Origin of the sequence: Paenibacillus etheri (assembly GCF_001012825.1) — a bacterium.
In the GTDB taxonomy this organism is placed as follows: Bacteria; Bacillota; Bacilli; order Paenibacillales; family Paenibacillaceae; genus Paenibacillus_AQ; species Paenibacillus_AQ etheri.
In genome coordinates, this window is record NZ_LCZJ02000018.1 from 869,170 (window position 1) to 893,559 (window position 24,390).

Annotated in this window: 31 protein-coding genes; 20 read left to right on the forward strand and 11 right to left on the reverse strand. The window is 41.7% G+C overall.

Features of this window, described 5'->3' with window-relative positions; genetic code table 11:
* Positions 1-42: 42 nt before the first annotated feature.
* Positions 43-561 (reverse strand): GNAT family N-acetyltransferase, encoded by a 519-nt coding sequence (locus tag UQ64_RS30750; RefSeq protein ID WP_060623194.1) that lies wholly within the window; start codon positions 559-561, stop codon positions 43-45.
* A gap of 9 nt (positions 562-570) precedes the next feature.
* Positions 571-1,203, reverse strand: a complete 633-nt coding sequence (locus tag UQ64_RS30755) for an NUDIX hydrolase (protein ID WP_060623195.1) — start codon at positions 1,201-1,203, stop codon at positions 571-573.
* A 141-nt stretch (positions 1,204-1,344) separates the two neighbouring features.
* Here UQ64_RS30755 and UQ64_RS09495 point away from each other — a divergent pair, with 141 nt between their 5' ends.
* Entirely contained in the window at positions 1,345-1,869 is a 525-nt protein-coding gene (locus tag UQ64_RS09495) for a hypothetical protein (RefSeq protein ID WP_060623197.1), read from the forward strand.
* Between the two features lie 104 nt (positions 1,870-1,973).
* On the forward strand, positions 1,974-2,306 hold the full coding sequence (locus UQ64_RS09500) for a DUF5301 domain-containing protein (RefSeq protein ID WP_167348466.1): 333 nt from the start codon (positions 1,974-1,976) through the stop codon (positions 2,304-2,306).
* A 75-nt stretch (positions 2,307-2,381) separates the two neighbouring features.
* Here the strand turns inward: UQ64_RS09500 and kduD are convergent, their stop codons facing one another.
* The 3 genes from kduD to kduI all read right to left on the reverse strand — a co-directional run bounded on the left by kduD (position 2,382) and on the right by kduI (position 4,904).
* A complete protein-coding gene (gene kduD / locus UQ64_RS09505; protein ID WP_060623201.1) occupies positions 2,382-3,140 on the reverse strand; it encodes a 2-dehydro-3-deoxy-D-gluconate 5-dehydrogenase KduD in 759 nt (252 codons plus the stop codon).
* 42 nt (positions 3,141-3,182) lie between these two features.
* The gene (locus UQ64_RS09510; RefSeq protein ID WP_060623202.1) at positions 3,183-3,938 is read right to left on the reverse strand and encodes a DeoR/GlpR family DNA-binding transcription regulator; all 756 of its coding nucleotides are present in this window, start codon (positions 3,936-3,938) and stop codon (positions 3,183-3,185) included.
* 132 nt (positions 3,939-4,070) lie between these two features.
* Entirely contained in the window at positions 4,071-4,904 is an 834-nt protein-coding gene (gene kduI, locus UQ64_RS09515) for a 5-dehydro-4-deoxy-D-glucuronate isomerase (RefSeq protein ID WP_060623205.1), read from the reverse strand.
* A gap of 235 nt (positions 4,905-5,139) precedes the next feature.
* Here kduI and UQ64_RS09520 point away from each other — a divergent pair, with 235 nt between their 5' ends.
* Together UQ64_RS09520 and aspA are read left to right on the forward strand one after the other, a co-directional pair.
* Complete coding sequence (locus UQ64_RS09520) at positions 5,140-6,816, forward strand: hypothetical protein (protein WP_060623207.1); 1,677 nt, start codon at positions 5,140-5,142, stop codon at positions 6,814-6,816.
* Between the two features lie 560 nt (positions 6,817-7,376).
* On the forward strand, positions 7,377-8,801 hold the full coding sequence (gene aspA / locus UQ64_RS09525) for an aspartate ammonia-lyase (RefSeq protein ID WP_060623209.1): 1,425 nt from the start codon (positions 7,377-7,379) through the stop codon (positions 8,799-8,801).
* 113 nt (positions 8,802-8,914) lie between these two features.
* Here the strand turns inward: aspA and UQ64_RS09530 are convergent, their stop codons facing one another.
* Both UQ64_RS09530 and UQ64_RS32545 read right to left on the reverse strand, forming a co-directional pair.
* Positions 8,915-9,454: a MerR family transcriptional regulator gene (locus UQ64_RS09530; RefSeq protein WP_060623211.1), complete on the reverse strand. Its 540-nt coding sequence runs from the start codon at positions 9,452-9,454 to the stop codon at positions 8,915-8,917.
* A 15-nt stretch (positions 9,455-9,469) separates the two neighbouring features.
* The gene (locus UQ64_RS32545; protein WP_280818173.1) at positions 9,470-9,592 is read right to left on the reverse strand and encodes a hypothetical protein; all 123 of its coding nucleotides are present in this window, start codon (positions 9,590-9,592) and stop codon (positions 9,470-9,472) included.
* Positions 9,593-9,666: 74 nt separating this feature from the next.
* Here UQ64_RS32545 and UQ64_RS09535 point away from each other — a divergent pair, with 74 nt between their 5' ends.
* The 5 genes from UQ64_RS09535 (at position 9,667) to ybaK (ending at position 12,533) form a co-directional block, all read left to right on the forward strand.
* The gene (locus UQ64_RS09535; protein WP_060623212.1) at positions 9,667-10,287 is read left to right on the forward strand and encodes a bifunctional transcriptional activator/DNA repair enzyme AdaA; all 621 of its coding nucleotides are present in this window, start codon (positions 9,667-9,669) and stop codon (positions 10,285-10,287) included.
* Positions 10,277-10,810 carry a methylated-DNA--[protein]-cysteine S-methyltransferase gene (locus UQ64_RS09540; RefSeq protein ID WP_060623215.1) on the forward strand — a complete coding sequence of 178 codons (534 nt, stop codon included), beginning with the start codon at positions 10,277-10,279 and terminating at the stop codon, positions 10,808-10,810. Before UQ64_RS09535 ends, UQ64_RS09540 begins: the two co-directional genes overlap by 11 nt.
* Positions 10,807-11,625 (forward strand): SPL family radical SAM protein, encoded by an 819-nt coding sequence (locus UQ64_RS09545; RefSeq protein WP_060623217.1) that lies wholly within the window; start codon positions 10,807-10,809, stop codon positions 11,623-11,625. Before UQ64_RS09540 ends, UQ64_RS09545 begins: the two co-directional genes overlap by 4 nt.
* 86 nt (positions 11,626-11,711) lie before the next feature.
* The gene (locus UQ64_RS09550) at positions 11,712-11,963 is read left to right on the forward strand and encodes a YolD-like family protein (RefSeq protein ID WP_042189285.1); all 252 of its coding nucleotides are present in this window, start codon (positions 11,712-11,714) and stop codon (positions 11,961-11,963) included.
* A gap of 96 nt (positions 11,964-12,059) precedes the next feature.
* Positions 12,060-12,533, forward strand: a complete 474-nt coding sequence (gene ybaK / locus UQ64_RS09555) for a Cys-tRNA(Pro) deacylase (protein WP_060623219.1) — start codon at positions 12,060-12,062, stop codon at positions 12,531-12,533.
* On the opposite strand, the gene UQ64_RS09560 is transcribed toward ybaK, so the two are convergent.
* Complete coding sequence (locus tag UQ64_RS09560; RefSeq protein WP_060623221.1) at positions 12,522-13,274, reverse strand: YdcF family protein; 753 nt, start codon at positions 13,272-13,274, stop codon at positions 12,522-12,524. The genes ybaK and UQ64_RS09560 overlap by 12 nt on opposite strands.
* A gap of 241 nt (positions 13,275-13,515) precedes the next feature.
* Here UQ64_RS09560 and UQ64_RS09565 point away from each other — a divergent pair, with 241 nt between their 5' ends.
* The 8 genes from UQ64_RS09565 to UQ64_RS09600 all read left to right on the forward strand — a co-directional run bounded on the left by UQ64_RS09565 (position 13,516) and on the right by UQ64_RS09600 (position 19,865).
* A complete protein-coding gene (locus tag UQ64_RS09565) occupies positions 13,516-15,135 on the forward strand; it encodes a sigma factor-like helix-turn-helix DNA-binding protein (protein ID WP_060623222.1) in 1,620 nt (539 codons plus the stop codon).
* A gap of 372 nt (positions 15,136-15,507) precedes the next feature.
* Entirely contained in the window at positions 15,508-15,930 is a 423-nt protein-coding gene (locus UQ64_RS09570; protein WP_209445738.1) for a hypothetical protein, read from the forward strand.
* A gap of 219 nt (positions 15,931-16,149) precedes the next feature.
* A complete protein-coding gene (locus tag UQ64_RS09575; protein WP_060623224.1) occupies positions 16,150-16,599 on the forward strand; it encodes a DUF1569 domain-containing protein in 450 nt (149 codons plus the stop codon).
* Between the two features lie 215 nt (positions 16,600-16,814).
* The gene (locus tag UQ64_RS09580; protein WP_060623226.1) at positions 16,815-17,336 is read left to right on the forward strand and encodes a phosphotransferase-like protein; all 522 of its coding nucleotides are present in this window, start codon (positions 16,815-16,817) and stop codon (positions 17,334-17,336) included.
* Between the two features lie 136 nt (positions 17,337-17,472).
* Positions 17,473-18,348 carry a GNAT family N-acetyltransferase gene (locus UQ64_RS09585; RefSeq protein ID WP_060623228.1) on the forward strand — a complete coding sequence of 292 codons (876 nt, stop codon included), beginning with the start codon at positions 17,473-17,475 and terminating at the stop codon, positions 18,346-18,348.
* A 121-nt stretch (positions 18,349-18,469) separates the two neighbouring features.
* Entirely contained in the window at positions 18,470-19,270 is an 801-nt protein-coding gene (locus UQ64_RS09590; protein ID WP_060623230.1) for an aminoglycoside 6-adenylyltransferase, read from the forward strand.
* A 67-nt stretch (positions 19,271-19,337) separates the two neighbouring features.
* On the forward strand, positions 19,338-19,553 hold the full coding sequence (locus UQ64_RS31590) for a hypothetical protein (protein WP_060623231.1): 216 nt from the start codon (positions 19,338-19,340) through the stop codon (positions 19,551-19,553).
* 15 nt (positions 19,554-19,568) lie between these two features.
* The gene (locus UQ64_RS09600) at positions 19,569-19,865 is read left to right on the forward strand and encodes an aminoglycoside adenylyltransferase domain-containing protein (protein WP_060623232.1); all 297 of its coding nucleotides are present in this window, start codon (positions 19,569-19,571) and stop codon (positions 19,863-19,865) included.
* 187 nt (positions 19,866-20,052) lie between these two features.
* On the opposite strand, the gene UQ64_RS09605 is transcribed toward UQ64_RS09600, so the two are convergent.
* From UQ64_RS09605 to UQ64_RS31595, 3 genes are all read right to left on the reverse strand, one after another.
* On the reverse strand, positions 20,053-21,069 hold the full coding sequence (locus UQ64_RS09605) for an aminoglycoside phosphotransferase family protein (protein ID WP_060623233.1): 1,017 nt from the start codon (positions 21,067-21,069) through the stop codon (positions 20,053-20,055).
* Positions 21,066-22,139 (reverse strand): ribosome small subunit-dependent GTPase A, encoded by a 1,074-nt coding sequence (gene rsgA / locus UQ64_RS09610; RefSeq protein WP_082651052.1) that lies wholly within the window; start codon positions 22,137-22,139, stop codon positions 21,066-21,068. Before rsgA ends, UQ64_RS09605 begins: the two co-directional genes overlap by 4 nt.
* A 313-nt stretch (positions 22,140-22,452) precedes the next feature.
* Entirely contained in the window at positions 22,453-22,686 is a 234-nt protein-coding gene (locus UQ64_RS31595) for a hypothetical protein (RefSeq protein WP_060623234.1), read from the reverse strand.
* Positions 22,687-23,287: 601 nt separating this feature from the next.
* Here UQ64_RS31595 and UQ64_RS09620 point away from each other — a divergent pair.
* From UQ64_RS09620 to UQ64_RS09630, 3 genes are read left to right on the forward strand one after another with little or no spacing between them, the layout of a single operon-like run.
* A complete protein-coding gene (locus UQ64_RS09620; RefSeq protein WP_060623235.1) occupies positions 23,288-23,686 on the forward strand; it encodes a hypothetical protein in 399 nt (132 codons plus the stop codon).
* A 15-nt stretch (positions 23,687-23,701) separates the two neighbouring features.
* The gene (locus tag UQ64_RS09625) at positions 23,702-23,905 is read left to right on the forward strand and encodes a helix-turn-helix transcriptional regulator (protein WP_060623236.1); all 204 of its coding nucleotides are present in this window, start codon (positions 23,702-23,704) and stop codon (positions 23,903-23,905) included.
* 48 nt (positions 23,906-23,953) lie between these two features.
* Entirely contained in the window at positions 23,954-24,160 is a 207-nt protein-coding gene (locus UQ64_RS09630) for a hypothetical protein (protein WP_425339574.1), read from the forward strand.
* The last annotated feature ends 230 nt before the right edge of the window (positions 24,161-24,390 follow it).

Sequence of the window (24,390 nt, forward strand, 5' to 3'; positions counted from 1 at the left end):
AAGAAGGCAGGACCTGAGTGATTCAGGTTCTGCCTTTTTAAATCAATCCATAAATCGTCCCATCACAATAGTGTTATAGAAATTACCGTCCGAAAGGATCTTATCATTCTTTAAAGTGCCTTCGATCTCAAAGCCAAGCTTCTGATAAAGGGTGACAGCTTTGTCGTTCGTTTCGAGGACATTTAAAGTGATTTTTTGGATACCGTTAGCGTCGGCCCAAGCAATAGATTCTGCCAAAAGATTCTTTCCAATTCCATAACCCCAATATTCCTGCAGCACACATACTCCGAACTCTACTTTATGAGCGAATCTTTTTAAAGTAGGGCTTTCGCATCTGGAGAACCCAACGATTCGATCCTTAACTACCGCGACAAGAAATAAGTTTCTTGGTTCCTCAGAATCAGTTTGAATAAGCAGCTTGAAGCCTGACTCGTCAATGAAAGCCTCACCTGGTTCTCTGTCTAAATTCTCGGTCTCACCATCGATTTGTACTCTTAATTTGGACAATGCTATAGCATCCGTAGTGATTGCAGATCTTATGGTGTATTGGATGCCTTTCACGGTAAATAGTCATTGATCAATTAGAAATATTGCCTCGATGCCCTCAATAATACGAGTATAATAACCCATATCGTGGGGTACAAAATGGGTCTTGTCTACATCCTGCTCAATGGTAATTCTATGTCCGTGCGGATCGATTTGAAAACCGTTGACTTGTAGTCTATGTATTTCTCCCTGCCAAAATCTGCGAAAATCAGAAAACTTAGCTTTGACAATGCCGGCGACCTCTTCTTTTTGTAACTGAAAATCTTCTAGACGATAGGGATTGTTATAAACAAAGACATGCGCCCGTTCATTATCGATAAGGTTTTCTTTTTTCATACTATAAGGAATTATCCCTAGCGGGATCAGGTCTTTAAAGGATAAATCCAGTCCCAGTTCTTCTTGAACCTCGCGTATTCCATCTTCTACAGTTTCGTTTACTAGCAAATGTCCGGCGGCTGTGATGTCCAATAGACCCGCATAATCTTGTTTCTGTTCACTGCGAAGCTGTAAATAGATATAGGGTATTTCCTGATCTTTGCTTATAAACCAGCAGTGGAAAGTCTCATGCCAATGTCCTAAACGATGTACCTCTTCACGTGGAGCCGTACCCGTTCGGTTGCCTGCTTCATCAAATATGGTAAGTATCTCATTATGCATAGAAAAGCTCCTTTGTGATGATTTCTTCTTCCTAAAGCCTATCATAAAAACGTTCGAATTACCCTACTGTTAGAGAGGTTCTTATTGACATCAGTAAGAAAAATATGTATATTTTTGGATGTTAATCAAAGGAGGAGTTAAATGAATTTAGTAGCCATGAAGCAGAAAGACTTGGACACTTTAAGTGACGAAAGACTAGGATGGGCCTGTATGGAGCCTACCTTTCAACAGATTCGCGGAAAATCACCATCGATCAAATCCGAAGTGATCTCAAAGCTCACAGATGGACAGAAGGCACTTTGTATGTTCAGAGTGATGTATGATCACAGCCGTAATTCCGAAGGGGAGTATTATGCTTGGATTTCCTACATGCAAGACCTGCCGGGGTATTGGACAGGAGTGATGGGAGGCATACGGTTTTTTGGCGATGGTCCAATGATACTTTTGCTTCAGGAAACAAAGTCATTTCTCGAAGAAAGAAACAATAGACTGGGTAAAGAGTGGGCTCATGCTGCCATCACAGATCTCGAGCGTGACCCTGAGTTGTTGAGTGAGATGAGTGGTTTGTTTGAACGATTTCAGAACATTGCAGCAGATAGCCACAGGTTGATTAGTGAGTATATTCGATCGCATCCGGGAGAATTTGTGGAGATTGAGGGCTTATAATCATGAAAACACGTTACGTAATCATCCTAATTCCTTTAGTAATCATTACAATCCTTTGGAGCGTCACGCTATATCATAGTTATAATTCATTTGGAAATCTTGTAATGGATAAAATCGATGCAACAGAAATCACTTCTATCGAGATTCTTAAATCGTCAAATGATAAACAAATAAAAGTTGATGATCCGAAAGAAATTGAAAAGATAATACATGAGTTCTCTGATGTGAAATTAAGAAGAAGTAATGCTTCTGATAAACCTACGGAGACCTATTGGATAAGTATATTTGTAAATAAAGGTTTGCGGTTTGGAATGAACCTCACTGACACTAATTTTTTGTATATCACGGATCTTGCTAGTAAGAATAAGTACAGCTCGGGGAATTTTAAAATCACTAGTGAATTTGATGGGGAATCCATTACAAGCTTGTTTAAGTAAAAATAACCCGCTGCCACCAGGCAGCGGGTTTAGTTATAAGGACGCCGAAGGCGTTTATGCTTGTATCTATAATGTTTATCTAGCCAACCATCCGCCGTCAACATTAAGAATATGACCATTCAGATAGTCGGAAGCTGCGGATGCCAAGAATACAGCAGGCCCCTTAAGATCTTCTGGCGTTCCCCAACGTGCAGCTGGAATACGATCTAAGATAGCGTCCGAACGATTTTGGTCGGCACGGATCGGAGCTGTATTTTCAGTCGCCATGTAGCCTGGTGCAATCGCATTGATGTTCAGACCGGAACCTGCCCATTCATTGGCAAAAGCTTTAGTAAGACCTGCAACCCCGTGCTTACTCGCCGTGTAGCCAGGGACATTGATTCCGCCTTGATAGGAGAGCATGGAGGCGATGTTAATGATTTTGCCGGATCCTCTTTCGAGAAAGTGCCGACCAGCGATCTGAGACAGAAGGAATACTGTGTTCAAGTTTAGGTTAATAACATCGAACCAGTCTTTTTCGCTATGGTCTTTTGCCGGAGTACGGCGGATCATCCCTGCACAGTTTACGAGAATATCAACATGACCAGTCAGTTCAAGGGCTTGGTCAAATGTATTTTGCAGGTTGCTATGATCACTTAAGTCAGATTCAATGCTAACCGCTTTTACGCCAAAAGCTTTTGCAGCGTTTACAGTTTCTTCGCTTGTATTAAGAGATACGGATGCGATATCTGCACCTGCTTCTGCGAAGGCAAGGGCAATCCCTTGTCCAAGACCTTGAGCTGCACCGGTTACGAGTGCTGTTTTACCTGCCAAGCTGAATAATGATGATGACATATAAATTACGCCCCTTTGATTTAAATGGATTTAATTCCGTTATTACTCACATTCAATGGCAACGCCTGCACTGCGGAACTGTTCTGCCGTTTCGGAGGAGAGTCCTTTATCCGTCAAGATAACGTCTACTTCCTGCAATGATGCGAATGTACGCAGCGCAGTTTGGCCGAATTTATGATGATCCACAACCGCGAACACCTTACGGGCTGTAGATACAAGGGCTTGCTTGAACTCGATTAAATCTCCTGTATAAATGGAAAGTCCATGTTCTATATGAACTGCTGTCGAGGACAGAAATGCTTTTTGAATATTAAGTTGTTGTACATAGGAGACGGCTTCAGGGCCGGCCAACATATTGCGGACACGGTATCCCCCGGGAACGACCAGACGAATATTATCTTTGGGAACCAGTTCGCTGATGATGTATACATCATTGGTGACTACCGTTAGAGGCATATTGTCCAGGCGGCGAGCGATTTCAAGCGTTGTACTTCCGCCGTCAAGAGCAATAATATCGTCCTGTTCAATATGAGCAAGCGCACGCAAGGCGATCTCTGTTTTCTCGTCGGAATACTTATCCAGTGGATCCTTGGAAGGCAAAATACCAAACTGGTCACTTTGTGCCAGCACAGCTCCGCCATGAACACGAACAATTAGTCCTTGCTCCTCCAGCTTGCTTAAATCCTCACGAATTGTTTTTCCAGTAACCTGCAGCTTATCGCTCAGTTCATTCACCGTTACATCTTTTTGGTTCAGCATAACTTCCATAATCATCTCGTGTCGTCGTATCGGGTTCATCCGCTTGCCTCAGCTTTCCGTAATTGATTAAAATTATAAGAAAGTATAAGTTTCACGTTAGACTCTTCCTTATAATTCTCGCACAAACGCTTATCGTCCTTAAAAGGACGCCGAAGGCGTTTTAGCTTATCTCTATTGTAGTTCTTTCATGGATACGGGGTCCATATCATCATATCTTTTATTATCGCCAGCCATACTCCAGATAAAAGTATAGTTATGAGTGCCAACACCACTGTGGATGGACCAGCTTGGAGAAATTACAGCCTGCTCATTTTGCATTACAATATGGCGAGTTTCATTTGGCTCTCCCATCAAGTGGAACACAACGGAATCGTCCGGTAGATCGAAATAGAAATAAGCTTCCATCCGGCGCGGATGTGTATGTGCTGGCATCGTATTCCACATGCTACCTGGCTTCAGTTGAGTCATACCCATAACTAGCTGAGCGCTTTGTACGCCATTTGTATGAATGAACCGGTGAATGGTACGCTCGTTGGAGTTCTCCAAACCGCCCATCGCACCAGATTCGGATTCAGCCAGAGTGGTTTTGGTAGTTGGATAGGACTGGTGAGCAGGCGCAGAATTTAAATAGAATTTAGCGGGCTTGGAAGCGTCTGCACTTCTGAAGATAACATCTTTAGAACCTTGACCGACATACAGACATTCTTTGAAATCTACTTCATATTCTGTACCATCGACAATAACAGAACCTTTACCGCCAACATTGATGATCCCCAGCTCACGGCGTTCCAAGAAGTAAGTAACCCCAAGTTCTTTAAGGTCAGTTGTAAGGGCAACTTCCTCCTTAACAGGATTAGCACCGCCAACGATCATACGATCCTCATGGGTAAGTACAAGCTTCAGTTCATCTGGTGCAAAAATGACAGGAATGTGGAATTCCTTACGGAGGCGCTCAGTGTCAAACTGCTTAACTTCATTAGGATGGGATGCAAAACGTCTTTCCATGGAATATTCAATCTCCTTCACAAGCATATTTTCGTTCGTATAGGTACAATTTACTCCATTTATGTTCATTTTACAAGTTTTATTTTTATTTATAATGTTCATTTTAGTTTATTATTAGGTTTTTATAATTGCAAAATGAACGAAAAGTGTGCACAATAGATCTAAAATGCTTAGTTCTCATTTATAGAATTGTTATCATACTATTGAAAATTGAGATGTGGGAGGTTGAACTTGAATGCTGGAGTCGAATGGTATTCAGAGTAGATATGAGGAGCGTCAGCAAGAAATAATTTTAAAAATAGCATTGGAAGCGGAGCGGCGACCTCTGCTAGAGAGTGGACTCTGGTTCCACGATGATGTGCGAAATAACTTTTATTACGGCTCATATCTTTTTGCAGCTTCAGTAGATGATTCTCTCGTATTACCTTTTGACCGCGAACAAGCGAAACAGAAGGCACAGGATGTGCTACTGGAGACTTTATTACTTCAGAATCGGCAAGCCGGCACGGAGCTTTACGGGCACTGGCCGCTTGGATTGAATCCGATTCCACGAGAAGCGTCGCCGCATGAGTTGCCTGTGGAAATTATGGGCAGTCTGATGGTTTACTTTTGCAAAAAATATGGTGGATCATTAAACGCTCAACTTCGCATTGTACTGAATACAGCATTTGGACATATTTATCGGAGTAATTTCTTCCATAAACCAGTTCTAACTTTTGGACATCATGAAGCGAAATATACGGCAGCAAAGCTGATTTTTGGCACTATGTTCGCAGATGATGTGCTCGTTGAGGATGGTCGGCAAAGTCTGAAGGAGACACTGGCATATATCCAATCTAAGGGAATGCCAGAATACGGCAGTCTCCCGTGGTTCTGGCATTGGATACAAGCGTTTACCTGCGCTTTGGAGCTTGTCCCAGCAGAGGATACGGATTTAACAACGACTCTTAAAGACATGCTTGATCATCTTTGGAATGTAAGAGCAGAGTTTTATTTACGTGGAGCTTGGGTGGGTGCACATTCGAGAGGTTGGCCACATGATGTACCAGGTGACGCTAATGTGCTTCATGACTATGTTCAGTTCGGGGACTTTAAGCTTCCAGAGGCAATGCCACGCACGGAATACGCTGGACTCCTATTCTATAAAGCACCAGATGAGGCTTTAACAGCTGCAATGAATCGCCAGACGCCAGTGGAAGCCACCAAGATTACACAGAAGGTAGTCCCGGCAGATCCGAAAGCTCAACCGTTGCTTCATTCCTATGCCTATATTACAGAGGATTTTGCAGCAGGCGGGATGTGGGAACGAGTAGAGGAATTTGATAATGAGCAGCTCCGTTGGGCGTTTTCCCTGCCTGTGAATGGAGAGGGAGGGTCTAACCAGTTATATTTCTTCCACCCAGGTCAAGGCTACAATGAGGGAGATCCTCGCCATCAAAGTCGATACATGGAGGTCCTCTATCACAAGAATGTCGTTATCTCTTTATTCCCAATTCCTCAAGGTGAAAAGAATACGATCATCGGTGTTCTCCCACATGGTGAATGGATGCAAGATCTGAATGCATTGTTCGGCCAGGTTGGCGATGTCTATTTCGCAATATATCTATCTCATCCATATCATCTGCAGAAACATAAGGAATACATTGAGGTATCAGCTACGGGGATGCCGGGTGGGGTAATTGTTGAGGCTCTTGGTGTTAAGGAGTCTGCAGACCGTGGCATCATCGGACTGGATGAGTTCGTAATAGCTATGGCCCAGAATGAACCCCAGTTTGAGATGGAAGACGGATTGGCGGCTCATTATACGACTAGTAATGGCGATAGATTGCATTTGAGTATGAAGAGCGAGTCAGAGCAACCGCGAGCTTTACTGAATGGTGTGAAGATCTCTTTGGAGAACTATACGGTTTAATAAGAACTCAACATAGCTGTGAGTAACGTTTGGATGGAGTCGACCTTAAGGTCGGCTTTTTTATATGTGGTATGCGATAAGCTCCGTTAAAACTCGATTTCACAATAGAGTCCTGTGTAGCAAATGATCCGATGACATTCTAATGCATTTATTGCAACAGAATTAAGAAAAATTTCCTCAAAAAAGAAATCTAGTGTATTTTGTACAACAGAATCGAGCATTATTGTGTCATATGGGTTAGTCTATAAGATTCTAATGCACTAAGTGCAACAGAATTATAAAATGGGGTTATTACACCTGTTTTGAGTGTATGAAGTGCAATAGAATCTAATTAGTGCGCATACTATGCTATAGCTTCATTTGGAAATTTACTCCTAATAAAAACCAGCTTTCCTTTAAGGGCAAGGCTTTCGTAATCTTATTTGAAATTAATTGCATTAATCTCTAATTTTATGAGAGACATTTATCACAATAAAGGTTAATATCTAAGTGAGACATATGAATGAATGCGCTTTCTTAAATCCGAACAAACCTAACTCAAAGAATGCGAGGGATTTACTGTGACAGGAACTGAATTTCGTGTAGAAAATGATTTTCTAGGCAGCAAACAAGTAGATAAGAACGCATACTATGGGATTCAGACATTACGCGCAGTAGAGAATTTTCCAATTACAGGTTATAGAGTACACAATGAATTAATCAAAGCGATGGGGATCGTAAAGAAAGCCGCTGCGCTTGCAAATATGGAAATTGGCAGGCTCTATCGTGGGCTTGGAGAAGTTGTTGTTAAAGCAGCGGATGAGATCATCGAAGGACAATGGCACGAACAATTTATTGTAGACCCTATACAGGGTGGTGCAGGTACCTCGTTAAATATGAATGCCAATGAAGTCATTGCTAACCGAGCATTAGAACTGCTTGGTCATGAGAAAGGAGACTATCGTCATTTAAGTCCCAACTCTCACGTGAATATGGCACAGTCTACAAATGATGCTTTCCCGACGGCTATTCATATTGCTACGCTTTCTCTTCTGGAACAACTCCTTGTTACTATGCGCAGAATGCATGAAGTGTTTGCAGATAAAGCCAAGGAATTCGATCCGGTTATAAAAATGGGACGCACGCATCTACAAGATGCAGTGCCGATTCGTCTGGGCCAAGAGTTCGAGGCTTATCGAAGAGTACTTGAGAGAGATATCAAACGTATTGAACATACACGCCATCATTTGTATGAAGTAAATATGGGTGCAACGGCTGTAGGAACTGGATTAAATGCTGACCCTCGATATATTGAAGTGGTTGTAGAGCATTTGGCTGAAATAAGTGGACTACCGCTAGTTACTGCAGATCATCTTGTGGATGCTACGCAAAATACAGATGCATACACAGAAGTATCTGCTGCCCTAAAAGTCTGCATGATGAACATGTCCAAGATTGCTAATGATCTTCGGCTCATGGCCTCCGGCCCGCGGACAGGGTTTAATGAAATTTCACTACCTGCCCGCCAGCCTGGTTCCTCCATTATGCCAGGTAAAGTCAATCCGGTTATGGCGGAGGTCATCAATCAGGTAGCTTTTCAAGTGATAGGAAATGACCATACAATCTGTCTGGCTTCCCAAGCGGGTCAATTGGAGCTGAATGTTATGGAGCCTGTGCTAGTGTTCAATCTCATTCAGTCCATCAGCATCATGAACAATTCTTTCCAAGTCTTCACAGACTTCTGTCTGGCTGGTATTGAAGCCAATAAAGAGAAGCTGGAGCGGGATGTGGAACGTAGTGTCGGAATCATTACCGCGGTTAACCCACATTTGGGCTACGAAGTGGTTTCTCGTATTGCTCGTGAGGCGATTTTGACAGGAGAGTCAGTACGGGAATTGTGCCTTAAGTATAATGTGCTATCCGAGGAAGAGCTCACTCTGATTCTGGACCCGTACGAAATGACGCATCCAGGGATCGCAGGCTCAGCTTTATTGCAGAAACAATAGGGGAATTACTTAACCGTTAATCGCTGACTTTGTGATCCGTGTTCGTGTTCTACGATATTTAATAAGAACCTACTTCAACGCTAGTTAGAAGTAGGTTCTTTTGCGTTTCAGGCTTACAGGAAAAAGAATAAGCGTAATAGACCACGCTTCCTTGGTGGAGAGGGTAACCTTGTAATTGTGACGGGATGGGAAGCTTCGTTAGATGTGAAGGCGTTGCCTTTTGAAACTTGCATTGGTTCTAGGGTTGCCGCTAATTGCTTAATCATTATCCGCAGATCCTCAAGCTCCTCACGCTGCTGAAGCAACTGTATCATAACTACTTCGTCGGCTTTTTGATCGAGTGTACGTTCAATATAATGAATCCGGGATAATATATCTTGCATAGGCTCAGCGTCAATGGGGTGAAGTGGAGCTTGCGGTGACGTAGACATCTGCTTTTCATTTGAGTCAATGAATTGAATACTTTCTAATGGTTCTCCATGATTAATGCGGTCTTTAATATGACTAAGCAAGCCGATTTGCTGCTCTGAGAAGGTATAGTGGCCAAACCGGTCTTTTGGAAAAAAATCAGGGAACATAGCAGCCCAACGTTTGATTGTAGTTTGGCTGACTGACAGCAGCTCTGCGGCATCCTTTGTTTTCAGAATTTCCATTTTGATTCCTCCAGTTCAGGTAGTCATGTTATGAGTAATTCGTTGTTCAATTGCTGCTCCCTGCACGGTTGACAAAGGAAGTGCGGATTCGATAAACAAAGTGTAATTACGAGCAATCTCACCATTCTTATATTTCACTATCTTGCTTTTACATTCTAGAATGAGTACAGATGACCCTGAAGCGGGGTATACTTGGTTTAGAGGTGAAGCGTATGGATAGGAGCGGAGAAGTGGAAAAGATGACCGAGGAGCAATGGCAGGCTATTTTGCAAAATGATGCAGCCTATAACGATAAATTCTTTTATGCTGTGAAGACTACGGGAATCTTTTGCAGACCTTCCTGTAAGTCCAAAGCACCTAATCGAGAGAATGCACGTATCTTTCAAAATGCAGAGCAAGCATTAGAATCTGGATTTCGTCCCTGTAAAAGATGCAAACCGACGGGTGAGCGGCTGCCGGATAAGGAATGGGTGGCTGTAATGACTGAATATATCGACAAACATTATAAGGAACCTCTTACTCTTGAAAAGCTGGCAGAAGTCTGTCATGGAAGCCCTTATCATCTGCATCGAACCTTCAAGAAAGTAACGGGAATCACTCCAGTGGATTATATACAGCAGAAGAAAATCGATCAGGCATCTGAATATTTGGTTACCACGGAGCGGGCAGTAGCTGATATTGGATTACATGTGGGTCTGCCAAATACGTCGTATTTCATTACCTTATTTAAGAAAAAGACGGGGCACACCCCAACGCAGTATCGACAGCTTAACAAAGTAGGATCATCGAATCATTCTGAATTATTCTTGGAGGTACAGAAAAATGGAGAGTAGACCAAATGCAATCATATACTGGACATTGCTAGCCTATAAGGAATGGAGTTTCTATATCGCAGCATCGGAGAAAGGATTAAGTTATGTGGGGTCGCAGCAGAAGCCATTCGAAGAAATGAGTGACTGGATCAGCCGTAGATTTCCTGAAAGTGAACTGGTGCAGGACGATGAGAAAATGGCGCCATATGTACAGGAACTGATCGAATATTTGCAAGTGAAACGGCAGGCATTCAGCATTCCTTTTGACTATCGCGGGACTCCATTTCAACTCGCGGTGTGGAAAGCGTTATGTGAAATTCCATATGGACAAACGTGGTCTTATTCGGACATCGCCACACATATTCAAAAGCCTGCTGCTGTACGCGCGGTAGGGACGGCTATAGGTGCAAATCCGATATTAATTACGGTCCCTTGTCACCGAGTAATTGGTAAGAATGGAACATTAACTGGCTACCGCGGGGGATTAGAGATGAAGACGAGGCTGCTTAATTTGGAAAGTAGAAAGATTGCGCAAGAATTATGAACCATGAGATCCAGTACAAAACCCCAAAGACCTTACTAAATAAAGGGACGGGTTATCTGAACGGATACAGCCATTCTTTAAATCCATATACCGGCTGTACTTATGCTTGCTCTTATTGTTATGTGCGTCAAATGCCCGTTTCATTGTTTCGCACAGAGGAATGGGGAACTTGGGTAGATGTCAAACAAGAAGCAGCAGCTATTTTACGCAAAGAACTCCAGAGAGCAAAGTCCAAAGGACCGGTCTCCATCTTTATGTCCTCTAGCACAGATCCATACCAACCGATAGAGCACAAGGAGCAGGTAACAAGAGCTTTGCTGGAGGTTATGGTGGAGAGCCCGCCCGATTTTCTGTTCGTGCAGACGCGCAGTCCGCTCGTACGCAGAGATATAGATTTATTATTACGCTTAGAAGATAAGGTTCGCGTGAGTATGACTGTAGAGACGGATCGTGAAGATATACGCAAAAAGTTTACACCAAGTGCTCCGCCCATATCTGCAAGATTAAAGACACTGCAATTACTGCGTGAAGCGGGCATTCCTGTTCAAGCTACCATCGCTCCGGTATTGCCGAGCAGCACGTCTTTTCCAGAGATCCTAAGGGGTTTGGTGGATAGAGTCTGTATCGATGATTATTTTATGGGAGATGGCAGTGGAGGCAAACGGACACGGAGATTAGGTATTTATTCCCTTTATGAAGAGCTACAGCTAGAAGATTGGTATGATCCATCTGCGTATCGTAAGGTGTACGATGGACTCCGGAATGTTTTTAATGAAGATGAGCTTTTCTTGAGCCAGAAGGGGTTCGAGCCTTAAACTGAAACATGTTATAATAATCGAGAGCATTCATACTTAGTATTTTAAAATACTTAATACCTGTAATCGCTTATTGGAGGAGTAGAGTGGCAAAAGCAAAAGTAGCCAAGCGGCCCACAAGAGATGAATTTGTACTTGAGGAGCTAGGCAATCAGTTAGTTGAGGCCAAGCAAGAAGGTTCTGAGATTTTATTGACCGTATGGGGAAAAGAAGAACAGGTACGCGGAACGATTGTAGAAATGGACTCGCGGACTGGAAAAGTACACATCAGTAAAAACGAAGGTATCGAAAAAGTTCCGTTTATGGATATTATGCAAGTTAATTATCCCAGAGATTAATGGAAACGCAGCAATAAGAGGTCCTGTGAGCCATGTTGGCTTTGGGGCCTCTTTGACCATAAAGTATCGACTAGATTAAAGAGAGGTAGATCAGATATGGCAGTAACCAAAACCAACGCGATGCGAATTCTGGATGCGAAGAAGATCGGATATGAAGTGTTTGTTTATGACAATGAGGATGGACAAATCCATGGTACGGCTGTAGCCGAGAAGATTGGGAAGGCGGCAGAGACTGTTTTTAAAACTTTGGTCGCTCATAGCGGAGCAAATCTCTATGTATTTGTTATACCAGTTGCCGAAGAGCTCGATCTAAAAAAGGCGGCCAAGGCCGCCGGAGAGAAAAAGATTGAGATGCTGCCAGTAAAGGATTTGCAAAAGTGGACAGGTTATATCCGTGGTGGATGTTCTCCGGTCGGAATGAAAAAGCTATACCCAACGTTCATTGACATCAGCGCAGAAAGTCAGGGAACGATAGCCGTTAGCGCCGGAAAAATTGGTCAACAAATCGACGTATCACCGCAGCATCTTGCAGGGGTAATAAATGCGAAATTCACAGATCTAATTAAATAGATGAGCAACAAGAAGACCTAAATACTCCTTCAAGGCTGTGCCTGTAGTGGAGATGGCTCCTGGCGAAGGAGTGAACTTTGAGGGTTGCAGCGAAAATTCAGCGCTGGCGATATAATCTGTAGGATAAGCTTGCGCCGTTAGCCCTGCATTCTTGAAGTGTTGCATTGCACGGGGCATATGGAAGCCAGAAGTGACTAGAACAGGACGTTTAAGTCCTTTCTCTTGTAGAATTGCGGCGGTATTTACAGCATTCTGCTCCGTGTTAAGGGATTGATTGTCGGTCAGGATATCCGCTTGAGAGATGCCTAGTCCGAGCAGTTGCCTTTTGGCGATATCCGCTTCATTACCGCTGTCAGAGAAGACTTGTCCACCAGAGAATAGGATAGGTAGACCGCTCAATTTATGAAGTCGCACAGCGGTAATAAGTCGATTCGCAGCTGATCCATATAAGTTGCCCTCCCCATCAATATCTGGTGTGCCAGAGCTGGCGCCTCCGCCAAGAACGACAATGACATCTCCTTGCAATGTATCCGGTTGTGGATATTTTCGCTCTAATCCTCCGATTAACGCATCGCTGACTAAAGGAGTCATGGAGAAATACATAAGCAGTGTAACGCCAAGCAGTACTAGCGCTGGACGACGATTCTTTTTCCATAGCCAAATGACTAGACCTAGCAGAAGTAGGATGAAAAGGCCTGGAGGAAGTACAAAGCTGTATACAAATTTGATGATGTAAATCAACAGTATCAACCGCCTTCATAAATTATGAGTTCAGGTTGTATTGTAACATGAGATGAGGTGTTCTAAGTTGCACTAAAGGCCGAAACGGTCTTTTTTTATTTGCTGAGAAAACTGATATAGAACTAGATTGGGAACGGGATTATGCTAAGGGGAGTATAAATTTCTCCTAAATTCCCCAACCTTTTTCGTTTTCGCTGCAGTATATATATGAGTGCCACCTGATAGAAGGAGCTTTTAGAACATGAATAAACAACATGCTGACCGAGTCATCAAGGATTACATCAAGTCGCTATATGGTTTTGCTTTGAACAAAACGGGAACGATCGCCGAAGCAGAGGAGCTAGCGGGAAGAATTACGCTGGAAGTATACCAAGCGCTTCTCAAAAAGTCAGAGTTCTTGGATCTGAACAGTTATGTCTTTAAGATTGCACATTATGTGTGGGCGAAATTCGTTGGCGAGAAAGTGAAAGCTTCCAACCAAATGCGGATTGATGACCAAGAGGTGATGTCCAGAGACGAGGGCTTCGACGAGATCATTCGTCAAGAAACGGCTGGCGCTTTGCGGCGGGAAATAGCTTTTTTGTCTCACCAACAACGGGAAATCGTTATCAAGTACTATTACGGTGGAATGAAAATTAGCGGAATCGCGGCTGAGATGGGTCTTTCTAGCGGCACAATCAAATGGCATTTATTCGAAGCGAAAAAGGAGCTGAAACACAAAATGAATACCATTCGATCAATGGGTAGTCTCGGCATCAACCCAATTCGCATGACAGGTTTAGGGCATAATGGATCCCCAGGAAACAAAGGTGACACCTCCGACTTTTTAGCGACGGCGATCAGACAAAACATCGCTTTCTCAACGTATCACAAGCCACTCACGATTAATGAAATTGCTGAAGAGCTGGGCATTTCACCTGTATTTATAGGGGATGAAATCAAACTACTGGAAGAATACGGATTCATGGATAAACTACCGGGTAGAAAGTATCGTACCAATATGTACATAGAAGATCCGTCCCAAATGAAAAGCGAGGTACTGTACCCATTGTTCAAAGAATATGCGGAGATTGCAGTCGAGCATTATTTCAAGACGTTTTTCTCGATGGGTAAAGTGTTTCAAGAGACGGGTGTCTACATTCCTGGCGGCGATGTCAATCTACTGTTGTGGAGTCTCATTCCGTATTCTGGTAAACAATTGAGCTTCAAAGAACTCAATAGGGTGAGCCATGAAGAGGTTTCCGTAAGCCGCAAAGATGGCGGCCATTACGCCGCTCATGCAACGATTCACAGAGAGTTTGACGTCAGTTTTGATCCTAAACAATATTATTATTGTGGCGATATGAATCGGGATTCCGATGAGTTTGCACTAAAGGCATGGCAGGTCGATACGTGGTGGTGTGGCAGGAAGGACAGTTGGCGAGACAATCTGAGTTCGGATTTCATCAGTCTGATGCATGTGATCAATGGAGATTTACCGCAAAATGATGTAAACATTGATGCCTATCGCCGTCTTTTGGATAAACAATATTTGCTGAGAACGGAATCTGACCTTGAAGTTAACATTGTTTATTGCAAGGATAAGCAAACAGGAGAACGTCTGCATGCGGCGATTCCGCAACCGTCCGAACGAATCAAAGAAGCCGCCACGAAATTGGATCAAGCTGTTTATCAAGTGAACCTCGATGGACAACCAGATCATGCACATAAATATGTGCGTTACTGGTCACAGAATTGCATGGCGTCGGGAACCATACTTGCCTTCGTACTTAAACATTTAGTCGACATCGGCATGTTAAAAGTGCCTGATCCACATCGAAAAAAAGGCATTTCCACAATCATGTTCATGAATCAAAGCTAGCTTCAAATTAATCAAAGAAAATGAAATATTTTGTTATAGTTATCAGGAAACAAAAGCTTAAAAGACCACATGGATCTATACAAACATTTTAACGTGACTTAATTGAACTAACAGACGGGATCGCTGAACTGTCACAGCAATATTCTTTAATGCAGCAATGTGAAGATATCTCGCAGTAGCCTTCGATTTAGTTAAGAACGATTTAATAAAAGGCGATTAAGATGATTGCAGTTACATGTTGCTCAACTAACTGAGATCAATAGTGCAATAATGAGAGGGCTGCCGAGAGGTAGCCCTTTGTTCAACTAACGGCAGATTAGTTTAACTAAATTTTTATGTTAAAATGTTAATAAATCTGTTTATCGGGGTTGAATGATGATTAATTCGGCTGAAGAATTTGTAAGGTTAAGGCTTAGTGATAACATGGAGGAATATCTGAAGGCTGCATGGGATGTTGCACCTTTTGAGGTTTGGTTACAAGTAATTGAAACGTACCCTGAAATGCGTGAATGGGTAGCACATAATAAATCAATTCCTGTTGAGATTATGGAAATTCTAGCTGACGATGCAGATGAAAGGGTTAGATTTATTGTTGCTACAAAAAATCGACTACCAGAAAGTTTACAAATGAAACTGGCAAAAGATTTAGATAGCTCAGTTAGAAAACGAATTGTCTATAACAAAAAAGCGACATTTCGAGTTTTAACTATTTTATTGAACGATGATGACGAAGATATAAGAGTAGTGGCGAAGAATAGGGTTGATGAGGGACTGATGAAAAATGGTAAATATTAGATTGACAGCATGCTGTCGAATTGTACTGATGCAATTATGAATATAATAGACAGACCAGAAGATTCTAGATTATGCAGGAAATCGTATCGGACTAGACCATATGTGAACTTCCTCAGGTAAGATAAATTTTCCTGTTTACCATTCCAAATTTGAACTTGATGAGGTTTTTTTCTAAGTCAAATTCACGTATACAAAAGATGAATTTAATGGAGCGTGCCAATGGAAAATATATACAATGAATTGCATACAGCAGAAATACTGAACCGTATCGAGAATTTAAGTCCAAATTCAAAACCACAATGGGGAACAATGAATGTTGCTCAAATGTTGGCTCACTGCTCAGCATTTCAAGATATCGCATTGGGGAATTCCTATCCCCCTAGATATTGGCTAGGAAGGTTAATAGGAAGGTTCGTGAATTCTATTTTCTATAATGACAAGCCGGTACCACACAATATGTCAACAATTCCGACCATACTTATTGTAGATGAAAGAGACTTTATCACAGAGAAAGAAAAACTGAAACAAAAGATTTTAACTTTCCAAAGTAACGGTCCGGAGAAATGTTCATCCCATCCACATCCTTTTTTTGGCAAGTTTACTCCTGAGCAATGGGGTAAAGGGATTTATAAACATCTAGACCATCATTTAAGACAATTTGGTGCTTAGTATTTTTTCGCAATGATTAATGAATGTTCAGTTTAGTGCAGTAACACTGCTTCGCTGTGCTAACAGGACTCGATTGAGGAATAGCGGCTGCTTCGGCAGCCGTTTTTTTGTTCAACTAACGGTAGTATAGTTCAATTATAGTTGTTTTTTATTTCCATATTTGAAGTTTGAAGATTAAAATATAATTAATTGAATTGATAAGGGGTATTAACAGGATGAACAAGGGTAGAATCGTATTTTTAAACGGTGTTACGAGTTCTGGAAAAACATCAATAGTAGATGCTTTACAGTTAAAATCGCAAGAATTTTTTTATGTTGTTGCCAATGACCTTTTTGAAGAAATGATAGGTGAACGTTATCTTCGTGAAGATTATTGGAAGTATTTAAGTGAAGCAATTATCATGATGTATCATACAGCCAAATTATTTTCTGACCATGGTAAAAATGTGCTTATTGACGGCATTATGGTAGATAGATCTGAGTTGAAACCACATTATGAAAAAGTGAACAATATATTTTCCGGGTATCCATTATACATTGTAGATGTGTTTTGCCCTTTAGACATTTGCCGTCAGAGAAATATTGCACGAGGAAATAGAACTGAAGACCAATCTGATTGGCAACACCAAATCATGGCAAAAGATATCCAGTATAAATGTACTGTCAACACACATTTAAAAACTTCCGAAGAATGTGCAGATTTAATTTTAAAAAGTATATTTGAGGATGAAATATGAATTACTATACTATAGATGGTACATTCCGGTAACGGGGAAGGTTTGTGTAATAGCGGTTGCTTCGGCAGCCGTTTTTTATTTGTTCAACTATCGTGCAGGTTAATTTAGCAAGGAACTTATATGAAGATGGAATTAGATGGAATTAGAAGGGATAGATGAAATGATAGAATTATCTAAAGAAAATCACGCTCACGTTCTGCCACTGTTGAAAAATCTTGCATATGAACCCGTGTTTGCATATTCCGTAATTGAGCGAAATCAATCTGGAAAAGTGTTTGTTGATCACAACGAAAATCCTACCTGCAGCCTTATTATCAATTCATATGGACAGTATCTTTTGGTTAAGAGTGGCGACAATGAATACTTCATGAGCGAGGTAGTTGATTTTTTACTAAATGATCAAAATCATTCAAAATACTACGATCTTTATGCTTCAACACCGGAACTACTGTTTCAAATTAGCGAAAGTTTAGCGGGAAAGACTGTATTATTACACCGTTCATCTTTTACATTCGATCTGTCCAAATTCCAACATCTAAAAAAACCTAACGCATTGCAAGAACAATTTGTTATGAAACAGATGGATAAAGCGCTATTCGATAAATATAAAAATGAAATGGACGCTTCTTATGATTCGTTATGGAGTTCGTCACAACAATTTGCGGATCGGGGATTTGGTTACTGTCTTGTGATGGATGATGATTTTGCAAGTGTTTGCAATTCTTATTTTGTAGGTGGAGGGTATGCAGATATCGATATCGTAACCGTGGATGAATACCAGAATAAAGGGCTAGCAACACTTACGGGCGTAGCATTTATCGAACATTGTCTGAACCATAATCTAGTGCCGAATTATAATTGTGACGCTGGCAATGAACGATCGATACAGCTAGCGAAAAAGTTAGGATTTGTAAAAAAATATGATTTCCCAATGTTATGGTGGCATCAGGATCAGAGAATAATAAGTGATTATTTGAAAAGGTTCAATTATTCAAACCATTCTAGCGAGTAGAACAACGAGCTTGTTATTAGCTTACGAAGAACGGGAGCTTAAAACAGAAACTTTCCAAAACAACAGCAATGAATCGGAGATAAAACTATTATTAGATAAAAAAGGCTTGGGAGGTTTAGCAATGACGATTAACCGTGAGACCATTCTAAAAGCAATTATTTCAGACCTTGGAAGTGAAGATTATATTTTAGCTATCTGGCTGGAGGGTTCAGATGGTACTAAAACTTTGGACGAGTATTCTGATATTGATTTGGTATGCTATACCAGAGAAGGCTGCATAGATGCTGCATTCACCCGGTTGGATGCCTGTATGCGTCGATTAGGAAAAGTAGATATTGCTTATGAAGAAACTGGTCGACCCACAAATAACCGCTACAAGGTTTACCACCTACAGGAGTCATCAGATAGTCTCTTAGTTGACGTGACGATCCAAAGTGAGAGTGTCCCTGTTTTATTCATTACCGAAGACAAAACTGTCGTACCCGTTATATTGATAGATAAGACAGGTATCGTGAAGTATCAAAACGTTGATCACACGACTCACCATTCACAACTTCAATCACAATTGATACGTGCTCAGGGTATTTACAGTCAAAGGAACCGAGCTGTCAAATATACAAAACGTGGGCTTTTTTTAGAGTCGTTGATTTACTATCATAAGTATGTTGTAAATCCACTTGTAGATGTACTTCGGATAATCTATACACCATTCCAAGCTGACAGCTTCTTGGTTCATGCGTCTCGGGATTTTCCTGTCGAAGTGGTATTAACCTTGGAAAAACTATATGGTGTAAAAACCGTAGAAGATATAGTAGAGCGAATCGAATTGACAGACAAGTTGTTTCGTAATGCCGTAGCAGAGGCTCATGTCATGCTATTACAATCTAAAGAAGGCGAAAGTTTAGCGGATACCAACCCATAAGCATTACTGGTTATCATCCCTTCTTAGAAGATCCGTCGATAGACAAATTCCCAACCTCAATACCAATATGCTTGAGGGTGCCTTTCTTACGATTAATATGCTGAGTGGGGAAAAGGGCAGTGGCTTATGGTGGGGAACAAAGCGCGAATCCATCTGGACGGAAAATCAATTAGACCTGTTCACCCTGTACACGATCAAGGAGCAGAGTATCTTGTTGTATGGTGAGTCCCATCTAGACAATATTCCATCGTATTCGAAGGAAGAGTTCATTAGTTTTTTTTAGGAATATGCCAAGTGCATGCGGAAGTTTGGCAAGGGAAATAGTCTACATTCCGTCGACTGGCTCCTATTAGCTTCTAAATTTATAGCTTGGTGGCAGGAAGGTGTCATCTTGTCTAAAAGCCATGCAGCAGATTGGGGGCTTTTACATCTTAGTAGCGGATGGAAAGAGAATTTGAAGAGATGCAAGGAGCTAAGGAAGGATCCATCCATGGTAACAAGTCTAGAGTATTCCGAATGGCTGAGTAATTTGGAGCCAGCCATTATTGAAGCATCACATAATCTGGACAGTGTTCTCGAAACAACAATTCATTAAACTAGAATTTTTTTAGTCCTATAAAAAAGACTGTTAATAATAACTTTTTCGCTAACAGAACACGTTAGTTAAGTGAAATAGCGACAGTCTAAGGCTTTATTTCCATTATCGATTCACCGAATGGGAGTAATGAAAGAAACTCCGAAAACCCATTATATTCAAGGGGTTTCGGAGTTCTTTTTTACAGTCAACCCTGCGCAGGGCTGGTCTTCATTTCATGGATTTTTTGGAGCGTATGAAGACACTTTGTTTTTTCGTCATCGTCCTCTGTGTGGAGATACCACTCTACAAGCCTGTACCCGAATATGAGAAGGATCAATTCGAAGACGCAATTATCGGCGATAGGGGGTATATCCGCATACTCCAAAAAGCCTTTGTAATAAGCGGGGACACACCGCTGGTAGTATTCGACCATGTGATTGATATCCGCTTCATCCGCAATTAGGCTTGCAAGATCCTCACCCAAATAACCCCATCCGCATGTATCCCAGTCGATGAGCGCGATTTTCCCGTCGGCATAGATCAGGTTGGTCACCCAGAAGTCCCGGTGGCATAGCACTAGGGGCAATTGCTCGATGCGGGCGAGTACCTCATCTACGTGCTCATCAATGTCGATGAGCATTTGCCGCATGTGCTGCGGGAATTCGCAGTCCTCCGAGCGTATATAATCGTAAACGACTGGCCACGACCGATAATGCAGATACGTATTCTTCATGAAATCCGCATGGCTCAGGTTGGTCAGGTTCTGCAGCACAGCGGGCTTCTCCGCATACAGCTTGCCTTGATAACGGCCTAACTCCAGCGCGGCCTGTTCATACATGTCACCGGTTAAGTCTAAACCGGTTACGCCATCGATATATTCCAGCCACAGCTGGAATTCGTTTGCTTCGGCATTCATCTCCGCATGGTAACATGTTGGCCAGCGGAAGGTATCTGAGAACGTCGTTCCCAAGTCAGACATATAGAGATCATATTCCCGGCGCCAGGAATCTGGATCGTTGTAACGTTCCCATTTCTTTTGAATTTTCAGCACGATACGGTACGGCATTTTTTCACCATCCGCGGTTTCGGCGATCCCGTTTACCAGGTGCACATTTCCCACAGTTCCGCCTTGTAACGGCACGGTTTGGCAGTCAGCTGAGATAATATCCTTCTTGAACTGTCGGCTTAAGGCATAGTTCAGCGTTTCGAATTTTATATTCATTTTTTCCATCCTCCGTTTTTCTTCGTTTGCTTGCTCCACATGGCGGTTGTTTTGTTTCGAGCCCTCTTGTCGATGAGGTAACTCGTTTTATCCTGGACATACTTGTTCTCCTGCTGCTGGGCAACATAATGCTCCCACCGTTCATGTGGTAACGAACCATCGGCAAGCGCCGTGAGAACGGCACAGCCCGGCTCGGTTTGATGGCGGCAATCCTTAAATCGGCATTGCGCAAACCATTCCTCTACATCGGTAAAACCTGCGCGGATGCCTTCGTCTGCATCAAAAAGCCCAAGCTCACGCATACCAGGCGTATCAATAACCATCGCGCCAGAGGGGAGCATGAACAGCTGACGGTGCGTTGTCGTATGACGCCCCCGGCTGTCGACTTCCCGGATCGCCTGAACCCGCATTACGTCCTGTTCTATCAATTCATTGAGCAGAGACGATTTACCGACGCCAGACATACCGAGAAATACTACTGTTTTACCAGGCATCAAGTAGGGAGCGAGTTCGTTCAGCCCCAGGCCGGTATGACTGCAGATCGCATGAACTGGCACATCAGGGATGCTTTGTGTAACTTCTGCGAGCGGGAGATTATAATCTACAACGAGATCAGCCTTGGTCAGAATGACGACTGGCTGACTGCCGCTCTGCCTGACTTGTGTCAGGTACCGCATGATGCGGGTGACGTTGAAATCCCAATTCAGAGAAGAAAGAATAAACACATAGTCAAAGTTGGTTGCAACGACCTGTTCCCGCACGGTTTTTGCGTAACCTACGGCATGCCCTGAGTAATCTGCGCGTGAGAACTTGGAACGGCGGGGCAGTATTGTTACGATGAGCGAATCTCCGCTCTCGTTGTAAAGCAGCAAGACGAAATCACCGACGCATGGAAAATCTACGCGTGTTTCCACGCTGTGATAGAATGCTCCTTTGAGCACCGCCGTTACTTCGCCGCGCTCGGTCATGACCGTGAAGCGCTCGCGCCGAAGCTCCGTCACCCTGCCGGGCAATAATCCGTCGGGAATTGCTTCTATTTCTGTGTAGCCATAGGTTTTCAAATTCATCATAGTTTTTTTGTTAGCTCCTTTAATGTTGTTTTTTGGACGCAAAAATGCCACGGACAAGCAGCCTCTAAAGAAGCTGCTGTCACGCGGCATCAGGACGCAAAAAAGACACGACCTTCATCGTATCTTGCAAACAGCAATATTCACGAAAGGTTACTTTGGATGGCATACCAAATAATACGGGTGGTTCCCCGCTTTTATCGCGTATGCCTGCTATTCAGTTTTAAGACCAAACCACCATATAAGTAGTTGCCATTAAAACACATCTCCCTTCGTGTCAGGAACTTGCTTATCACTAAGCTGTCTATAAAATAACCTATTTTGGAAAAAAAATCAATGCCTGACAGTGCAGATTGTGTTGGCCAGCTCCATCGAGTCTGCCGTTGATAAAGAACTCGCGAGCATCAAAAGTCAACGTGTACGCTTCCTCAAGTTGTTTGAAGGGAACGGCGATGGTGACGACCTGTTCTTCGAACGGCTCGGCGAGTTGAAAGACCGTCAGGAGGGGCTGTTGTCCCGGAGGAACGAGTCCAGAAAAGCACCCTTCCAAACTTGCTGGGTGCTTTTCTCCAAAAAAATTGCCCTGCTTTTGATAAGGTTCACCTTGAATTATCTACAATTTATCGCCATAGATTAGCTTATTTACAGTTCTCACGATGCTCTGATAACCCATTCTTTAATCGTAGTGGAGTACGAAAGAAAGTACCTACCTACTGATGCTGATGTCAATAATTCTTTGGGATGGTATCAAAGATCGGCGAAATTGCAGAAATCGACAAGAAACTCATTGAATACTAATAATTCATCATTCAACTCCCGGGTTGTTTAGCTTCAGGAGAATAGAGGTCTTGATAAGCTTAATTTCGAAAAGAATGTATAACCGCATAAAAAACAGAAGGAGAGGTACTTTGAAAAAAATTAGGGGAGTAACAAAAGAGGAAATGATAGAAATTTATAAGATGGGATATGATGTTTGGGGAGATAATCTGCCATATGAAGAATATATAACTAGACTATTATTTACCATTTGCTATTTATTTTGAAATAAGCTATTATGAAGTCAACTTCATGTGAAATAAACTTCATGTGAAATAAACTTCATATGAAACAAACTTCACCTTAGAAGAATAAGTTAGTTAGGAGAGTTACATTTGAAAAAACTATTCATACAGCGAATTTTATTATCAATCTTGTTAATGGTATTAGGATTTATTCAAATAAATCTCGATACATCGGAAGGATTTAATTTTGGCTATGTCATGTTATTCATAGGTGGAATAATTTTGTTGATTTCAATAATTTCTTACCTTAAATCCCGCAATAACAAAATATTAGAAAAGAAAATGTCAAAGGAATATGATGAAAGAGATATTTTAATTGATGGAAAAGTTTCTCGTTTTTCAATGCGTTTTTTGATGTATGTAATTATAATTATTATGTTTTTAACTAATTTTGTGGTAATCCCTACAAATACTGCATTATTAATTGTTTTAATATCTTTAATCATTAGTGAATTTGGTTCTAGAAAATATTATAATCATGTCCTTTAATCAAGGAGATATTTAATGAAAAATAGAGTGAAAGAATTACGAGTAGAACAAGGAATAACTCAACAAGAGCTAGCTGATAAAGTAAGTGTATCTTCTAGAACAATCATCTCATTAGAAAAACAAAAGTATAATCCATCTGTGTTACTTGCGTATAAAATAGCTTCAGTTTTTAATTTATCAATTGAAGAAACTTTTATTTTCGATGAGGATGACAAATAATACGTTTCACAAAGATGCACATATTAAACAAACAACGGAGGAATTGTAATGATTTTAATACCATTTATTTTTGGGTTAGTTTTAGTAGTTTGGGGTATTTATCGTATGAGAACAGAGGATGGCTTATTTGGAAAAAATCGAAAAAGCAAAAACATATTTAATCTTCTGTTAATGGGAGAAGCTTCAGGATTAGGACAATTTTCGGGTGGAATTCTGTTTATTATTATAGGGATTGTTGCATTTATTGTGAAGTAATAACAAATAAGGAATTTAATTTTTCACTGAAATATTGTGAATGAAATCACTTAAACAAAAGGGATCATTACGCAAACGGGACACTACAGTTGAACGAAACAAGGAACAGTTTGCCTCGGCAGTGTTCCTTGTTTGCGCTGCATGTATGGCTATACCAGCTAATAGCTTGTCAACATTACCAGTAAAGTGATTTTAAATCATGTGGTATAGTTAAAATGAGCATGCCAAAA